This is a genomic window from Variovorax glacialis, assembly GCF_051216375.1.
Classification (GTDB): Bacteria; Pseudomonadota; Gammaproteobacteria; order Burkholderiales; family Burkholderiaceae_C; genus Variovorax.
On record NZ_JBPJZT010000006.1, the window covers coordinates 79,992 to 96,743 of the forward strand.

Consider the following 16,752-nt stretch of genomic DNA (forward strand, 5'->3'; position numbering starts at 1 on the left):
GTCAGTTGGCAAACGCCGCGATGCCTGTCTGGGCGCGACCCAGGATCAACGCGTGAATGTCGTGGGTGCCCTCGTAGGTGTTCACGACTTCCAGGTTGACCAGGTGGCGCGCCACGCCGAACTCGTCGCTGATGCCGTTGCCACCCATCATGTCGCGGGCCAGGCGGGCGATGTCCAGCGCCTTGCCGCAGGAGTTGCGTTTGAGCAGCGACGTCACTTCGACCGATGCCGTTCCCTCGTCCTTCATGCGGCCGAGGCGCAGGCAACCCTGCAGGCCCAGCGTGATCTCGGTCTGCATGTCGGCCAGCTTCTTCTGGATGAGCTGGTTGGCCGCGAGCGGGCGGCCGAACTGCTTGCGGTCCAGCGTGTACTGGCGAGCGCGGTGCCAGCAGTCCTCGGCGGCGCCGAGCGCCCCCCAGGAGATGCCGTAGCGGGCGCTGTTGAGGCAGGTGAACGGGCCCTTGAGGCCCTGCACTTCGGGGAAGGCGTTCTCTTCGGGGCAGAACACGTTGTCCATCACGATCTCGCCGGTGATCGACGCACGCAGGCCGACCTTGCCGTGGATCGCTGGCGCGCTCAGGCCCTTGGCACCCTTCTCGAGCACGAAGCCGCGGATCGGGCCGACGGCGCCGCTCTCGCTGACTTCCTTGGCCCACACGACGAACACGTCGGCGATCGGGCTGTTGCTGATCCACATCTTCGCGCCGGTGAGCGAGTAGCCGCCGGGCACCTTCTTGGCGCGCGTGACCATGCTCCCCGGGTCGGAGCCGTGGTCGGGCTCGGTGAGGCCGAAACAGCCGATCCATTCGCCGGTGGCGAGCTTGGGCAGGTACTTCTGCTTCTGTGCTTCGCTGCCGAATTCGTAGATCGGCACCATCACGAGCGAGCTCTGCACGCTGGCCATCGAGCGGTAGCCCGAATCCACGCGCTCGACTTCGCGGGCGATCAGGCCATAGCAGACGTAGTTGAGGCCGGGGCCGCCGTACTGCTCGGGGATGGTCGGGCCGAGCAGGCCGAGGGCGCCCATTTCGCGGAAGATGGCCGGATCGGTTTCGCCGTTGCGGAAGCCCTCGATCACGCGCGGGGCCAGGCGCTCCTGGCAGTAGGCGTTGGCCGCGTCGCGCACCATGCGCTCGTCGTCGTTGAGCTGCTGGTCGAGGAGAAGAGGATCGTCCCAATGAAATGCGGCGTGCTTGGCCATGTGGTGTCTCCGGGGTGGAAGTGCTGAAGTGCTGAGGTTGGCCGTGATCGTAAGCGGGCGGGGTGACGAGCGCAAACGACGATTCGACACCCAGTTATGCGTATTTCTCACTTCAAAGCACAATGCGGCGGTGTCGTTCCATAGATGAACTTCGCGCCGCAACTATGTAGGCTCCGCATACCATGCGCCGAAAGATCCCTTCCACGCAGGCCCTGATCTGTTTCGAGGCCGCCGCCCGCCATGAAAGCTACACGCGCGCCGCGCAGGAACTGGCACTGACGCAGAGCGCGGTGTCGCGCCAGATAACCGCGCTGGAAGGCTTCCTCGGCATGGCGCTGTTCCGGCGCACACGACACGGCGTCGCGCTGACGCCGGCCGGCGCCGACTACGCCCGGCAGATCGCGCGGCAGCTCGACACCATGGAGCGCGACACGCTCGATGCGATGGCGCGGCAGGGCCAGGGCGGCTCGCTGCAGCTTGCCGCGGTGCCGACCTTCGCGACGCGCTGGCTGATTCCGCGCCTGCCCGATTTCGCGGCGAAGCATCCGGACATCACGGTGCACATCGAGACGCGCACGCGCCCCTTCCTCTTCAACGACACGCCCTTCGACGCCGCGATCTATGCCGGCACCGCGGCGCAGACAGCCAACTGGGCGGGCACGGAGTCGACCGTGCTGCTCAACGAGGACGTGGTGCCGGTGTGCAGCCCCGCCCTGCTCACGGGCCGCAAGCCCTTGTCCCCGGCTGCGGTGGCGCGCATGCCCTTGCTGCAACAGAGCACGCGCCCCGATGGCTGGCGCCAGTGGTTCGATGCACAACGCGTGGATTCATCGCGCGCGCACAGTGGACCGCGCTACGAACTGTTCTCGATGCTGGCGATCGCCGCGGCGCACGGGCTCGGCGTGGCCTTGATGCCCGGCATGCTGATCGAGGCAGAGCTCGCGCGGGGCGAACTCGTCATCGCCTGCGATCGGCCGTTGCGTGGCGAGCGGAGCTACTTCCTGGTGACGCCCGCGACGCACGACGAGCGCCCGGCCCTCACGCTTTTTCGCGCCTGGCTTCTCGCGCAGGCGCGCGCGCCGGCTTCTTCTCCGCCTTCTTCTCCGTCTGCTTCCCCGCCTTCGCCTCCGGCCGCTGCGCGCGCGCCATCGCGTCAAGCCCCGCCATCACGTAGCACATGAGTTCGTCCCCCAGGCCGTCGCTGTCCCTCGCAATGGCCGGCAGCAGCCTCGCGGGCACTTCCCTTGGCACCACCATGATCGCCAGGCAAGGAAGCAAGGCGAACACCAATCCGCGCTGGACGGTCGGATGTTCGGGCGGTAGCCCCATGTACCCGCTGACCATCTCGCGCATGAACTGGGACTTGGGCCGGATCGCCTTCTCGATCAGCACCGGCATCGCGGCCGAAGGCGTCATGATTTCGCGCAGCACGATCCGGAAACCCCATGGCCCCGCCGCGCGCAAGGCCAGATTGACGAGGTGCGACAGAACCGTGCGCAGCCGCAGCGCCGGATCGTCGATGCCCGCCGCGATCGCCGTCAGGTCTTCGAGGCCCATCAGTTGCCGATGCGCCGCGATCAGCACGGCTTCGTAAAGACCGTCCTTGCTGCCGAAGTGGTAGTTGACCGACGCGAGCGGCACGCCGGCACGCTCGCAGATCTCCTTGCTGGTGGTCTCGGCAAAGCCGCGCTCCGCGAACACCTGCCCTGCCGTTTCGATCAGGAGCAGGCGCGTCGCATCGCCGTCCGGACGCTGCCCGCGTTTCGCGGGCCCTGGTGATTTCCTCTTGTCAGTTGCTGGCATTGGGTTAACCCTGGATACAACCTGGTAGTTTGAATTTGAATTCAAATTCGATATGATCCAGTCTACTTCATCGACAACGCACCGTCATCCCGGTTGCAAGAGAGACCATGACCAAGAAGCCGTTCATCGTGGGTGCCATCGTTCTCCTCGCGGGTGCCGCCTTTGCCGCGTGGTACTTCAGCCGGCCCGCCGCCGATCCGCACAGCCTCGTGCTCTATGGCAATGTCGATCTGCGACAGGTGTCGCTCGCCTTCAACGGCAGCGAGCGCATCGACAAGCTCAACGTGCAGGAAGGCGATCACGTCAAGGCCGGCCAGGTGCTCGGCGAACTCGACACTCGCACGCTGCAACTGCAGGCGGCGCAGTCCGAGGCGCAGATCGCCGTGCAGACGCAGGCACTGCAACGCCTGAAGAGCGGTAGCCGCCCCGAAGAAATCGCCCAGTCGCGCGCGCAGGTCGCCGCTGCCGCGGCGGACGCCGAACTGGCCCGCCAGCAACTGGAGCGCTTGCAATCCATCCGCCAGACGACCGTGGGCCGTGCCGTGAGCCAGCAGGACCTCGATGCCGCGCAGGCACGCCAGAAGGTCGCACTCGCGCAGCTCGAAAACGCGCGCAAGGCCCAACAGCTCGTCGTGACGGGCCCGCGCAAGGAAGACATCGCGCAGGCCCAGGCGCAACTCGATGTCGCGGTCGCGGCGCTCGGCGTGCTCAGGCATCAGTTGCAGGAGGCGCAACTCAAGGCGCCCATCGATGCGGTGGTCCGCGCGCGGCTGATGGAGCCGGGCGACATGGCATCGCCGCAGCGGCCGGTCTTCACGCTGGCGATCACCGATCCCAAGTGGGTGCGTGCCTATGTGACGGAAGCCGACCTCGGCCGCGTCAAGCCCGGCATGGGCGCGACGCTGAGCACCGACAGCCATCCCAACCAGCCGCTGCAGGGCAAGGTCGGCTACATCTCCTCCGTCGCCGAGTTCACGCCGAAGACCGTGCAGACGGAGGAACTGCGCAGCAGCCTCGTCTACGAGATCCGCGTGCTGGCCGACGATCCGGAAGACAGGTTGCGCCTGGGCATGCCCGTGACGGTGCGCCTCGCGCTCGACGGCAACGGCACGCCCGCGGGGAGCAAGCCCTGATGGACACCCCCGCGCCAGCACTGTCCGGGCAGGGCCTGCACAAGCGCTTCCAGGTCAAGGGCGTGGTCGAGCCGGTCCGCGCGCTCGACGACGTATCGCTCGAAGTGCCTTCCGGCAAGCTCACCGCGCTGGTCGGCCCCGACGGCGCCGGCAAGACCACGCTGCTGCGCCTGGCCGCCGGCCTGATGCGCGCCGACGAGGGATCGCTGCAAGTGCTCGGCATCGACGTCGCCAGGGATCCGCAGGCCGTGCAGGACCGCATCAGCTACATGCCGCAGCGCTTCGGCCTCTACGAGGACCTGAGCGTGCAGGAAAACCTCGACCTCTACGCCGACCTGCATGGCGTGAGCAAGGCCGAGCGGCGCGAACGCTATGCGCGCCTGATGGAGATGACCGACCTCGGCCGCTTCACCGCGCGCCCTGCCGGCAAGCTCTCCGGCGGCATGAAGCAGAAGCTCGGACTGGCCTGCACGCTGGTGCGCTCGCCCGCGCTGCTCCTGCTCGACGAGCCGACCGTCGGTGTCGATCCGCTGTCGCGGCGCGAACTGTGGGAGATCGTGCAGCAACTCGTCGACGACGAGCATCTCTCCGTCATCGTCAGCACCGCCTACCTGGACGAGGCCGAGCGCTGCGCGCAGGTCTTCGTGCTGCATGGCGGCAAGTTGATCGCGCAGGGCGCGCCCGCCGAGATCCGCGACAACGCGAAGGATCTCTGCTTCGTCACCACGCCGCCGCAGGGCGTCGCGCCGCGCACCTTGCAGGCGCACCTGCTCGATACGCCCGCGACCATCATCGATGCGGTGCCGCAAGGTGGCGAGGTTCGCTTCATCAGGCGGCCCGATGCGGACGCCGGGGCGGTCGACGCGCTGCTCGACGGCGCACCTGTCGAGCCGGTGCCGGCGCGCCTCGAAGACGGCTTCATGGTGCTGCTGCGGGCCCAGCAGGCCTCCGCCTCCGCCGCGCACCCAGTTTCCGAAACTCCCGCGCCCGCCGCCGCCGACAAGGAGGTCGTCATCCAGGTGAAGGACCTCGTGCGCAGGTTCGGAGACTTCACTGCCGTCGCGAGCACCAGCTTCGATGTGCGGCGCGGCGAGATCTTCGGCCTGCTCGGCCCCAACGGCGCAGGCAAGACCACCACCTTCCGCATGCTCTGCGGACTGCTACCTGCCAGCAGCGGCTTCCTGCAGGTCGCCGGCGTCAACCTTCGCACCGCACGCGCGCAGGCCCGCGCCCGCATCGGCTACGTCTCGCAGAAGTTCGCGCTCTACGGCAATCTGTCCGTCACCGAGAACCTGCAGTTTTTCGGCGGCGCCTACGGCCTGCGCGGGCAGCATCTTCGCGACCGCATGCAGACAGTGCTTCAGCAGTTCGACCTGCTCGGCCAGGAGAACGCGACCAGCGGCCAGTTGCCCGGCGGTTTCAAGCAGCGGCTCGCGATGGCGACCGGCCTGCTGCACGAGCCGGAGATCCTCTTCCTCGACGAACCCACCAGCGGCACCGATCCGCTGGCCCGGCGCGAGTTCTGGCGCCGCATCACGGCGCTGGCCGAAGCCGGCGTGACGGTGATCATCACCACGCACTTCATGGAAGAGGCGGAGTACTGCGACCGCATCGTGATCCAGGACGCCGGCAAGCTGCTCGCCATCGGCACGCCCCAGCAGGTGCGCGTGCAGGCCGGCAGCGCGCCGGACAGCCGCCTCAGCATGGAAGATGCCTTCATCGACATCGTCACGCAGGCGCGCGACACCGCCCGCGCGCCCACGGCCGGAGCCAGCGCATGAACACGCCCACGCAGGCCGGCGCGACGCACAGCCGCTTCTGGCCCAGGTTGATCGCGCTCACGCGCAAGGAGACGCGGCAACTTCTGCGCGACCCGAGCAGCCTGGCGATCGGCATCCTGCTGCCGATCATCCTGATCCTGATCTTCGGCTACGGGCTCTCGCTCGACGTGAAGAACGCGCCGATGGCCGTCGTGCTCGAAGACACCTCGCCTACCGCGGTGCAGGCGGTCTCGGGCCTGCAGCTCACGCCCTACATCTCGCCCGTCATGCTGACTTCGATGCGCGAAGCCGAAGCGCTGATGCACGCGCGCAAGGTCGACGGCATCGTGCGCGTGCCCGGCGACTTCTCGCGCCAGCTCGCGTCCGGCGACGCGCGCATCCAGGTCATCGTGCATGGCGCGGATGCGAACAAGGCCAACATCATGCTGCGCTACGCGAGCGGCGCCCTCGCGCAGAACGGGCTGCGCCGGGCCGACCAGGGCGCGGGCAGCACGGCACCCGGTGTCGGGTCGGTCACCATCGAACAGCGGCTGTGGTTCAACAGCGCCAACACCAGCACGTGGTATCTCGTGCCGGGCTTGATCGTGCTCATCATGACGCTGGTCGGCGCCTTCCTCACGGCGCTCGTGATGGCGCGCGAATGGGAGCGCGGCACGCTGGAGGCGCTGTTCGTCACGCCGGTGCGGCCCGTGGAGATCCTGCTCGCGAAGATCATTCCGTACTTCGGCATCGGCATGGTCGGCCTCATGCTGTGCCTCGTCGCGGCGCGCTTCCTCTTCGAGGTGCCGATGTACGGATCGCTCGTGGTCATCGTTGTCAGCGCGATGCTGTACCTGCTGGTCGCGGTGGGCGTAGGCCTCCTCATCTCCTCCGTCACGCGCAACCAGTTCCTCGCGAGCCAGGTCGCGCTGATCTCGAGCTTCCTGCCCTCGCTGATGCTGTCGGGCTTTCTGTTCGACCTGCGCAACGTGCCGACCGTGGTGCGCATCGTGGGGCAGGCACTGCCGGCGACCTACTTCATGGAACTGGTACGGACGCTGTTCCTCGCCGGCAACGTATGGCCACTCATCTTCAGGAACTGCGCGATCCTGATGCTGTACGCGATCGTGCTCCTCGGCGTCGCACGCTTCGTGACGCGCAAGAGCCTGGACTGACCGATGAACAACGCATTCCTCGATTTCGTGCGGCGCGTCGCCAACCTCTGCCGCAAGGAGATGCTGGCGATCCTCAAGGACCCTTCCAGCCGCGTCATCCTCATCGTGCCGGCGCTGATGCAGAGCCTGCTCTTCGGCTACGCGGCCACCTACGACCTCAGCCACATCGACTACGCGCTGCTCGACCAGAGCCACAGCGGCGCATCGACCGCCCTCGTCGCCAAGCTCGACGGCACCGGCGTCTTCCGTCGCGCCGCGACACTCACGTCGCCCAAGGAGATTGCGCCGATCGTCAACTCGCAGGACGCGCTGGTCGTGATCCAGATCGGGCCGCAGTTCGAGAACCAGCTGAACGCAGGCGAGACCGCATCGATCCAGGTCATCGTCGACGCGCGCAACTCCAACACCGCCGGCTCTGCAGCGGGCTACGTCAATGCCGTCGTGACCAACTTCAACGACGAATGGCGGCAACGGCATGGCGGCGTGCAGGCAGCCGTCACCATCGAATCGCGCGCATGGTTCAACCCGAACCTGGAGACGCGCTGGAACTTCATGCCCGGCATGATCGCCGCGCTCAGCATGATCCAGACCCTGCTGCTAACCGCACTCTCCGTGGCGCGGGAACGCGAGCAGGGCACCTTCGACCAGCTGCTCGTGACGCCGCTGTCGCCCACCGAGATCATGATCGGCAAGGCCCTCCCGCCGGTGGCGATCGGGCTGGTGCAGTCCACGCTCGTGCTGCTCATCACGCTGCTGTGGTTCAGGGTGCCGATGGCGGGCTCCTTCGTCACGCTCTACATCGGCCTGTCGATGTTCACCATCGCGAGCGTGGGCATCGGGCTCTCGATCTCGGCGGTGTCGGCCAACATGCAGCAGGCCATGCTCTACACCTTCGTGCTGATCATGCCGATGATGTTGCTGTCGGGGCTGACCACGCCGGTGAGCAACATGCCGCGCGTGCTGCAGATCGCGACGCTGGCCAATCCGCTGCGATTCGCGATCGACCTGGTGCAGCGCGTGTACCTCGAAGGGGTCGGGCTGATGACCGTCTGGCACAACCTCATTCCCCTCTTCATCATCGCGGCGCTCACGCTGCCACTTGCGGCATGGCTTTTCCGGCATCGATTGGTATGACGCTCGCCCCCCAGCCTCGCCCACTTCGTGTGGCTCGGACACCCCCTTCCGGGGGCAATCCCCAGCGGCCGGGCAGAGCCGGTCCGCGGGATTCCCGGTGTCGCGCGCCCGCACCAAGCTTGCTCTGAAAGGAAATCATGAAGACTTCGCCCTTTTTCCTTTGCGCTTCGTTGCTTGCCACCGCGCTCGCCGCCGCATCGCTCGGCGGCTGCGCGGTCGGACCGGACTTCAAGCCGGAAACGCCGCAGGCACCGGCCACCTTTTCTACCTGGCACGGCGGCTCGGACGATCTCGTCAATCCCCAACTCGGCGCTGCAACGACTGCGGCGGCGCCGATCGGCTGGTCGACCTTCGGCGATCCGGTGCTCGATGCACTGGAGGTGCGCGCGCTCGAGGCCAACCAGGACTTGCAGACCGCCGCGTTGCGGTTCGCGCAGAGCCGCGCGCAGCTCAGCATCGTCGAGTCGCAGAAGGGGCCGCAGGTCGGACTCAATGCCAGCGTGCTGCGGCAAAGGCAGAGCGAGTTCGGTGAGCCGACCCGGCTCGTGGGTGCCATCAACCCTGCCAATCGCGACGACCTCATCAAGACCCTGAGTGAGCCGCACAACCTCTATCAGGCAGGCTTCGATGCTTCCTGGGAGATCGACCTGTGGGGCCGCGTGCGGCGCTCTGTGGAATCCGCCGATGCCAACGTCACGGCATCGCGCGCGCTGCTCGCGCAGGTGCAGCTCAGCGTGCAGGCCGAACTGGCGCGCCACTACTTCGAGCTGCGTTCGGTGCAGGAACAGATCCGGCTGGCGCGCGACGACGTCAAGGCCGCGGAGGAGACGCTGTCGCTCGTCAAGGCGCGCGCCGACGGCGGGCTGACGACCGACCTCGACGTGACGCGCCAGAACGCGCAGACAGCCGACTTGCGCGCACGCGTGCCGCAACTGCTTGCGCAAGAGGTGCAGGCACTCAACCAGATCACGCTGCTCGTCGGCGAGCGGCCCGGCGCCTTGCGCGCGGAACTGGCCGCCCGGCCCGATACACCGGCCAGCGCACTGCCGGATCTCTCGCTGGGCCTTCCGTCGGAAGTGGCGCTGCGCCGCCCCGACATCCAGCTCGCCCAGGCGCAACTGCACGCAGCCACAGCGAACATCGGCGTCGCCGTTGCTGACCTCTACCCGCGTGTCACGCTGGGCGCGGGCTTCGGCTTCGACTCGGTGACCAGCAGCAACTTCGGCGACTGGGGCGCCCGGCAATGGTCGATCGGCCCGAGCCTGCAGATGCCCATCTTCGACGGCGGCCGTCGCCGCGCGACCGTGACCCTGCGCGAACTGCAGCAGCAGGAAGCCGCCGTGACCTACCACCAGACTGTGCTGAAGGCCTGGCAGGAGATCGACGATGCGCTGAGCGTCTACACCGCGGAGCGGCAACGCAACGTGCAACTCGCCGCGCGGGAGCGCAGCAGCCGCGAGTCGCTGCAACTGGCGCAGGTCCGCTATGACCATGGGTTGACGGACTTCCTGACCCAGCTCGATGCGCAGCGGACCTGGCTTCAGGCGCAGCGGGAGTACACGGAGAGCACGAGCCGGTTGGCGCTGGGGCTGGTCGCTGTATCGAAGGCGCTGGGTGGGCCGGGCGAGCCTGGAGAGAAGTCGTGAGCGCTCCGCACTGCTTCCGCGCCGAGGCATGAAAAAAAGCGCCCGGTGGGCGCTTTTTTCATGGAGACGTGGATGCGCCTTAGAACACGACCTTGTCGCCGATCTTGATGTCCTTGATCCAGGCCTTCTTGTCGGTCGTGGTGCCCGAGTCACCCAGGTTGAACATCACCGCCGGCGTCGGCGTAACGCCGCCGTTGGACGCATTGGCCTTCGGATTGGCGAAGTTGTAGATGCAGGCGTTCGGGTAGGCGGCGATCAACGCATCCAGCGCGAGGGCACCACCCGCAGTGCCATTGACGCCGTTCAAGAGCGCCGTGCCGGTCGCGGGAAACGACGCGGTGCCGGTCTTCGCCCATTTGACGTCCGCAGGCGCTGCCGTGTAGGTCACGTAGCCCTTGGCATCGGGGGCACTTGCAGACGCCATCTTGCTCGCCACGGTCACCAGGTTCAGCCAACTGCCGGCCGTGCCGTCGCAGGTCAGGCTGATGACGTAGTTGACGTACGTATCGACGATGGAGGTCGTATCGCCGGTGTTCAGCTTCATCGAGAAACTGATGCCCGGGAACTCCGACAGCTTGACCTGATGCAGGAAGTCCAGGCCGTAGACGGCCTTGTTGCCGAACACGTCGTTGTTGGGGCTGCGGGTGCTGGAGAGCTGGGCTGCAACGGTCTGCAACTGTATGACGTCCTCGCCGCTTTCGGTCGTGACGTCTGCCAATCCGGTGTGGTCGGAGAAGTTCGTCGAGCAGGCCGGCAGAGTGGTTGCGCTGTGGGCGCAGTCCGCATCTTTCCAGGTCTTCGGCGCAGGCGCCGGAGGGGGGGCAGGTGCAGGCACCGGGTCCGGATCCGGGGCCGGGGCCGGTGCGGGATCCGGGACCTTGTCGCCGGAGACGGCGGGAGCGGGGGCGGGTGCAGGCGCGGCTGCGGGTGCCGGGGCGGGCGCGGCGCTTTGGGCGACCGGCAGGAACCCGCCACCACCGCCGCCGCCGCCACATCCGGCGAGGGTCAGGGCTGCGGCGGTTGCGGCGAGGGAGCACGCAAGGGGGAATTTCATCGTGCGCTGGGGCAACTGTTGTCTCATCTCAAGGATCAAATAGTGGTTACTAACCTCCTGAATATAATGAAAAGTAATACATTTCTTGCATCAGAAATAGACGAAGACGTGACTAAATTGGGAAATTTCGCCTCGACTTGGTGCGAGTCGTTTTGAAGATGCAACGCCAGCGTCATGAGCGACGGCTGGGGTGATGCGGCGGCGAACGTGCCGCGGCTTGCGTAGACCCCCGTGGCTATACTCCGCCGCGTCACGTCACACAAAGGCGTGATCGGGATTGGTCTCCCGTTTGCACCTCTGCGACGCAAGCCGCAGTACCTACCGCAGCGCGGGCTGCGGCTTTGTCGTCCGTGCCCAGTTTTGGCGGCTCGGGCGGGGAGCCGCAAGGCTCGCCGGTTCTCGCAAGAGGTGCCCGGTAGACCAACCTGTTCGAGTCGCCGCCTCCGATTGGTCTCGGTGGCGGCGGTTTTTGCAAACCGCACCTCTTGGAGGCCAACGATGGTCCACCCTACTTGCGCGCCCGCGCGCCACCCAGACGGATCCCCCGCCGGCGTCGACGCCGGCAACCTCGCCACGCCGAGCGCGAAAGCGGTCGCGGAGATCAATGCATCGAGAGAGGCCTATCACGCCGTCGCATGCATCAGCAACCTCGTCGCCTCCGCACGGTCGGCGCCCGACCACAAGTTCGTCACCACAGCCGAACTCCGTGGCCTGGTGGAACTGGTTGGCGCGGAGTTCGAGCGCCGCGTGCAACGCGCAAAGGCCACCATCGAATCGATGCAAGCGCTCCAAGGCGCAAAAAGCTGATCGCGCCCGGGCGCTGCGTCGCGCGGCGCCCTTGCCCGCCTTGAGCCTCAGTCCGCCAACTCAGAACAGGTTCTGGCGCGAAACACCCGCAGGGCTTTGCACGCCGATCAGCGCCATGTTGCGCATGACCTCCGACGCCAGGATGCCGATGGCATGTTCCACCCCGGCCTGTCCGGCGACGGCCCCTGCGTAGTTGAAGGGCCGACCGACGAAGACGAACTTCGCGCCCAACGCCATCGCCAGAAGCACGTCGTTGCCGCGACGAAAGCCGCTGTCGATCATCACCGGGTAGTTGTTGGCGAGGGCCTCGATGACCGCGGGCAGCATCTGCATCGGCGAGACGGCACCGTCCAGCTGACGACCGCCATGGTTCGACAGGATGATCCCGTCGGCGCCATGGTCGCGGGCCTGCAGCGCATCGCGCGGATCGAGGATGCCCTTGACGACCAGTCGACCCTTCCAGCGATTGCGTATCAGCGCGAAGTGCTCCCAGTTCAGGTGATCGCGGGCGCCGAAGTCGCGCAGCACGCTGGACGAGAGGATGGGCGCGCCACGTGTGGACTGCGAGTTCTCGAAATGCGGCATGCCGTGCGCGATCAGCGTGCGCAGCGCCGTCTTGCAAAGCCATCCCGGGTGCGTGATGCCGTCCAGCGCCAGGCGCAGGCTCGGCCGCAGCGGCGTTGAGAAGCCGGCGCGGACGTTGTTTTCGCGGTTGCCCGAGACGGGCGTGTCCACTGTGACGACGAGCGTGCCGAAACCTGCGCGCTCGACGCGGTCGAGCAGCTTGAGGATGCGTTCCGGCTCGCCTGGCACGTACGCCTGGAACCAGGCCGCAGGATTGGCGCGCGCGACCTCCTCCATCGGGATCAGCGAAGTGCCGCTCAGGATCATCGGCACATTGGCGGCCGCCGCAGCCTTGGCCTGCACGAGGTCGCCGCGGTAGGCCGACAACGCGCTGATGCCCATGGGCGCGATGCCGAACGGCGCGGCGTACTGCCTGCCGAGCAGCGAAGTCGCGAGCGTGCGTGCCGACGTGTCCGTCAGCACGCGGGGCACCCAGGAAAAGCCTTCGAAGGCGCTGCGATTGGCGCGCAACGAGCGATTCGTTTCACAGCCGCCGGAGACGTACGCAAAGATGGGCGCAGGCAGGAAGCGTCGCGCAGCCTCTTCGAAATCGTCGAGCGACAGCATGCGGCGCAGCTTGCGCGGCAGCTTGTTCGCGCCCGCGCCGGCTGGAGCGGACGAACTCGGTGCCGCGAATTTCTCGAGGCCCTGCGAGGTCGATGTCACGGCCGCACTCACACCGGCAATCCCTTGGCGCGCAGCGTCGCGTCGAAGCGCTCCGGGTCGGACTTGCCGGCCTGGTTGTCGGCGCGGATCTTCGCTTCCTTGACCAGGTGCGCGCGGCTTCGCGCAAGGATGTCGGCGCACTCGGCCGCGGGGATGGCAATGACGCCGTCGGCGTCGCCGACGATCAGGTCGCCCGGCATCACGGCGAGGCCGGCACAGGAGACCGGGATGTTGATCTCGCCGGGGCCGTCCTTGCTCGGGCCGCGATGCGTGTGGCCGCGCGCGAAGATAGGCATGCCCTCTTCCGCCCACTCGCACAGGTCACGGATCGCGCCGTCGATGACGAGACCGCCGAGCTTCTTGAAGACGCAGGTGGTGCGGATCAGCCCGCCGACCAGCGCCTGCGAGACGTCGCCGCCGCCGTCGATGACCAGCACGTCGCCGGGCCGGACCATCATCAGCGCCTTGTGGATCATCAGGTTGTCGCCCGGGCGAACGCGCACGGTGACGGCCGGGCCGCATAGCACGGTGTCGAGTCGCGCGTGGTACTGGCGCAGGCCGATGGTGCCGATGTTGCGGCTCATCGCGTCGCCGATGGCTGCGACGGGGATGTCATGGAAGGCGGCCACCACATCTGCCGCGGGACCTTCGGCGCGTGGGTTGATGCGATAGCCGGCAGGCCACTGGACGGCGGATTCGGTGCTCATGTGCAATCTCCGGGGACGGAAGGCAAAGGGATCAGGAAAGCGCCTGGGGGTTGACGCAGGCGGAAGGGTCGGCCGGCGTGCCCTGCAGCCAGCCGAGCACGTTGCGCGCGGCGCCGCTGGCCATGCCCGCGAGGGCGGCCGGCGTGGAGCCGCCGACATGCGGCGTCAGCACGACGTTGAGCAGCGCGGCCAGCGGGCTGTCGGCGGGCAGCGGCTCGGTCGCCATGGTGTCGAGGCCGGCCGCGTGCAACTGGCCGCTCTTCAGCGCGGCGACGAGTGCCGGCTCGTCGATCACTTCGCCGCGCGCCGTGTTGACGAGGATGGCGCCGCGCCGCATGGCTGCGAACTGCAGCTCGCCCAGCATGTTGCGCGTGTGCTTGTTCAGCGGCACGTGCAGGCTGAGCACGTCGACAAGCGGGAGCATCGCGTCCAGCGACGGCAGCAGGCGCACGCCGTCGACCGGGCTCTCGCCGTGGGCCAGCGCCGGGTCGAAGGCGACAACCTCCATGCCCAGCGCCAGGCACACCGTAGCGACGCGCTGGCCGATCTGCCCGAAGCCGACCAGCCCCAGTGTCTTGCCGTGCAGTTCGACGCCGTCCTGCGCGCGCGACCAGCGGCCGGCGTGCAGCTCGGCGTCCATCCATCCGATGCGTCGTGCGGCGGCGAACATCAGCCCCAGCGTCATCTCGGCCACCGACTGCGCATTGGCTCCCGGCGTCACGTACACCGGAATGCCGCGCGACGTGGCCGCGTCGACATCGATGTTGCTGACGCCGACGCCATGCTTGGAGATGACCTTGAGCGTCGGGCATGCCGCGATGGCGCGGGCGGAGAGCTGGACGGTGCGCGAGATGACCGCATCGACAGGCTCGGTCGCCATGATCCGCTCGACCTCTTCCACGCTGTCGGGGTCGGACAGATAGATGACGCGTGCGCCGGCCTGCGCGAGGAGATCGGCACCGGCTTTCGCCAGCTTCGGCGCGGTGACCAGGATGGTGGGGTTCACTGGGGGGGTGCTCTCTGTCGGCGCTCAGTCGAGCTTGATGTTGGCTTCGCGGATGAGCGCGCCCCATTTCTGGTGCTCGCTGCGGATGTAGTCGGCGAACTGCTTGGGCGTACTTTCGGCTGCGGCGGTGCTGCCTTCCAGCGCCAGCTTCTCGATGACATCCGGCCGCTTGAGGATCTTCTGCACCTCGGTGTTGATGCGCTCGACCACCGCCGGCGGCGTGCCGGCCGGCGCGACGAGGCCGGTCCAGGTGATCGCGTCGAATCCGGGGTAGCCCGACTCGGCGACCGTCGGCACCGCGGCCAGTTGCGGCACGGTCTTCAGGCGCTGCGCCGAGCTGATGGCCAGTGCGCGCACCTTGCCGCCCGAGAGCTGCGGAATCGCGACCGGCGTATTGGCGAAGTTCAGCTCGACCTGGTTGCCGAGCAGGTCGGTCATCGCCGGGCCGGCCCCCTTGTACGGCACGTTCAGGATCTTGATGCCGGCGCGGCGCTCGAGCATCTCGCCGGCTAGGTGACCCACGGTGCCGTTGCCGGCCAGCCCGATGCGCAGCGATTCCGGCTTGGCCTTGGAGGCGGCCACCACGTCCGCGAGCGTCTTGTACGGCGACGACGCATTCACCAGCAGCACGACCGGCTGCGAAGCGACCGAGGCGATCGGCGCGAAGTCCTTGAGCGGATCGAAGGGCATCTTCGCGTAGAGCGCGGGATTGATCGCGAGGTTGGCGGTCTGGCCGAGGCCGAGGGTGTAGCCGTCCGGGGCGGCCTTGGCCACGGCGTCGAGCCCGATGTTGCCGCCCGCGCCGGGCTTGTTGTCGATCACGATGACCCAGCCCGCCTGGGTGCTCAGCTTCTCGGCCACGAGGCGCGCGACGAAGTCGGTGCCGCCGCCGGGCGGGAAAGGCACGACCAGCTTGATCGGCTTGGTGGGCCAGGCGGGGGATTGGGCGAAGCTGCTGCAGGCCAGCAAGGCGAGGGCGGCGCCTGCGAGCAATCGGTATCGACGGGTCATTGAAAGTCTCCTGTTGGTGAGGCGGATTCTGGAAACATCGAATCATTCCGTCCATTCGATAATGTTCATCCATCGATTCCTCGGAGCTATGAATGGACATCCACCTTCGGGACCTGAAGTACTTCGAGGTCGTGGCCGAACTGGGCCACGTGGGGCAGGCTGCCGACAGGCTGGGCCGCACGCAGCCCGCGCTGACGAAGGCGGTGCAGCGGCTGGAGGAGGCCTTCGGCGCCGCGCTGTTCGAACGCCAGGGGCGCGGCATCCGGCTGACGCCCGTCGGCGAGGTGCTGCTCGCGCGTGCGCGCGTGCTGCGCGGCGCGACGGAAGAGGCGCTGCGCGAGGTGGGCGACTTCGCCAAGGGCAACGCGGGCCACGTGCGCATCGGCAGCGGGCCGATCGCGGCGGACCACGTGCTGCCCGAGATCTGCAGCCTGCTGCTGGCCGAAGCGAGCGAGACCACCATCGACATCACCGTCGCGCCGAGCATCGCGCTGCGCGAGCGCTTGCGGGAAGGCGCGATCGATCTGCTCATCGGACTGATGCCCGAGGAGGACGAGGCCTTCGTGACGCACTCGATCGTGGAGGACGTGGTGGTGGTCGCGACCAGTCCGGATCACCCGGTGTTCGCACTCCCGCGCATCACGATGGAGTCGCTGCTCGCCTGGCGCTGGGTGCTGCCGGTCAACTCCATCGTGAGCCGGCAGTGGCTCGACGCGGCCTTCCGCTCGCGCGGCCTGCCGACCCCGACGTCGCAGATCGATGCGAACTCGATTCCGCTGCTGCCGCGGTTGATCGCGCGCACGCACCTGCTGAGCTTTCTGTCGCGCCACACGCTGAACGCCAGCGGCGCGGCAAGTGCGCTGCGCGAGGTGCCGTTGAAGGAGACGACGCTGCGGCGCCATCTCGGGGTGACTTATCGCAAGGAGGGCTACCTGTCGCCCGCGGCGCAGCGACTGGTGACGCTGCTGCGCTCGCGCGGCAAGCGGCTCTTCACCTCGGCGCTCGGCGGCGTGCCCGGATCGTGA

Annotated in this window: 14 protein-coding genes and 1 pseudogene; 8 read left to right on the forward strand and 7 right to left on the reverse strand. The window is 67.6% G+C overall.

Annotation, left to right across the window (positions count from 1 at the left end):
- Position 1 precedes the first annotated feature (1 nt).
- Entirely contained in the window at positions 2-1,201 is a 1,200-nt protein-coding gene (locus ACSFBL_RS17285; protein ID WP_435517023.1) for an acyl-CoA dehydrogenase, read from the reverse strand.
- Positions 1,202-1,383: 182 nt separating this feature from the next.
- Here ACSFBL_RS17285 and ACSFBL_RS17290 point away from each other — a divergent pair, with 182 nt between their 5' ends.
- Positions 1,384-2,382, forward strand: coding sequence for a LysR substrate-binding domain-containing protein (locus tag ACSFBL_RS17290; protein WP_435517024.1), 999 nt, complete (start codon positions 1,384-1,386; stop codon positions 2,380-2,382).
- 412 nt (positions 2,383-2,794) lie between these two features.
- Here the strand turns inward: ACSFBL_RS17290 and ACSFBL_RS17295 are convergent.
- A pseudogene (locus ACSFBL_RS17295) lies at positions 2,795-3,004 on the reverse strand (TetR/AcrR family transcriptional regulator); the annotation flags it as partial.
- 107 nt (positions 3,005-3,111) lie between these two features.
- On the opposite strand from ACSFBL_RS17295, the gene ACSFBL_RS17300 reads away from it, so the two are divergent.
- The 5 genes from ACSFBL_RS17300 (at position 3,112) to ACSFBL_RS17320 (ending at position 9,852) form a co-directional block, all read left to right on the forward strand.
- Positions 3,112-4,137 (forward strand): HlyD family secretion protein, encoded by a 1,026-nt coding sequence (locus tag ACSFBL_RS17300; protein ID WP_435517025.1) that lies wholly within the window; start codon positions 3,112-3,114, stop codon positions 4,135-4,137.
- Positions 4,137-5,918 carry an ATP-binding cassette domain-containing protein gene (locus tag ACSFBL_RS17305; protein ID WP_435517026.1) on the forward strand — a complete coding sequence of 594 codons (1,782 nt, stop codon included), beginning with the start codon at positions 4,137-4,139 and terminating at the stop codon, positions 5,916-5,918. Before ACSFBL_RS17300 ends, ACSFBL_RS17305 begins: the two co-directional genes overlap by 1 nt.
- Positions 5,915-7,072, forward strand: a complete 1,158-nt coding sequence (locus tag ACSFBL_RS17310; protein ID WP_435517027.1) for an ABC transporter permease — start codon at positions 5,915-5,917, stop codon at positions 7,070-7,072. The genes ACSFBL_RS17305 and ACSFBL_RS17310 overlap by 4 nt, the downstream gene beginning before the upstream one ends.
- Positions 7,073-7,075: 3 nt before the next feature.
- Positions 7,076-8,206 carry an ABC transporter permease gene (locus tag ACSFBL_RS17315; RefSeq protein WP_435517028.1) on the forward strand — a complete coding sequence of 377 codons (1,131 nt, stop codon included), beginning with the start codon at positions 7,076-7,078 and terminating at the stop codon, positions 8,204-8,206.
- A gap of 137 nt (positions 8,207-8,343) precedes the next feature.
- Entirely contained in the window at positions 8,344-9,852 is a 1,509-nt protein-coding gene (locus ACSFBL_RS17320; protein WP_435517029.1) for an efflux transporter outer membrane subunit, read from the forward strand.
- Between the two features lie 79 nt (positions 9,853-9,931).
- On the opposite strand, the gene ACSFBL_RS17325 is transcribed toward ACSFBL_RS17320, so the two are convergent.
- Complete coding sequence (locus tag ACSFBL_RS17325; protein WP_435517030.1) at positions 9,932-10,906, reverse strand: hypothetical protein; 975 nt, start codon at positions 10,904-10,906, stop codon at positions 9,932-9,934.
- Positions 10,907-11,404: 498 nt separating this feature from the next.
- Between ACSFBL_RS17325 and ACSFBL_RS17330 the strand changes: the two genes are divergently transcribed.
- A complete protein-coding gene (locus tag ACSFBL_RS17330) occupies positions 11,405-11,713 on the forward strand; it encodes a hypothetical protein (RefSeq protein WP_435517031.1) in 309 nt (102 codons plus the stop codon).
- Between the two features lie 60 nt (positions 11,714-11,773).
- Here ACSFBL_RS17330 and ACSFBL_RS17335 read toward each other — a convergent pair whose 3' ends face one another.
- Genes ACSFBL_RS17335 through ACSFBL_RS17350 form a run of 4 tightly spaced genes read right to left on the reverse strand, consistent with a single transcriptional unit; the run spans position 11,774 to position 15,727 of the window.
- Positions 11,774-13,003, reverse strand: a complete 1,230-nt coding sequence (locus tag ACSFBL_RS17335; RefSeq protein ID WP_435517032.1) for an alpha-hydroxy acid oxidase — start codon at positions 13,001-13,003, stop codon at positions 11,774-11,776.
- An 8-nt stretch (positions 13,004-13,011) separates the two neighbouring features.
- Positions 13,012-13,710, reverse strand: a complete 699-nt coding sequence (locus tag ACSFBL_RS17340; protein ID WP_435517033.1) for an RraA family protein — start codon at positions 13,708-13,710, stop codon at positions 13,012-13,014.
- Between the two features lie 31 nt (positions 13,711-13,741).
- Positions 13,742-14,716, reverse strand: coding sequence for a hydroxyacid dehydrogenase (locus tag ACSFBL_RS17345; RefSeq protein WP_435517034.1), 975 nt, complete (start codon positions 14,714-14,716; stop codon positions 13,742-13,744).
- Positions 14,717-14,740: 24 nt separating this feature from the next.
- Positions 14,741-15,727 carry a Bug family tripartite tricarboxylate transporter substrate binding protein gene (locus ACSFBL_RS17350; protein ID WP_435517035.1) on the reverse strand — a complete coding sequence of 329 codons (987 nt, stop codon included), beginning with the start codon at positions 15,725-15,727 and terminating at the stop codon, positions 14,741-14,743.
- A gap of 92 nt (positions 15,728-15,819) precedes the next feature.
- Here ACSFBL_RS17350 and ACSFBL_RS17355 point away from each other — a divergent pair, with 92 nt between their 5' ends.
- Positions 15,820-16,752, forward strand: coding sequence for a LysR family transcriptional regulator (locus ACSFBL_RS17355; RefSeq protein WP_435517036.1), 933 nt, complete (start codon positions 15,820-15,822; stop codon positions 16,750-16,752).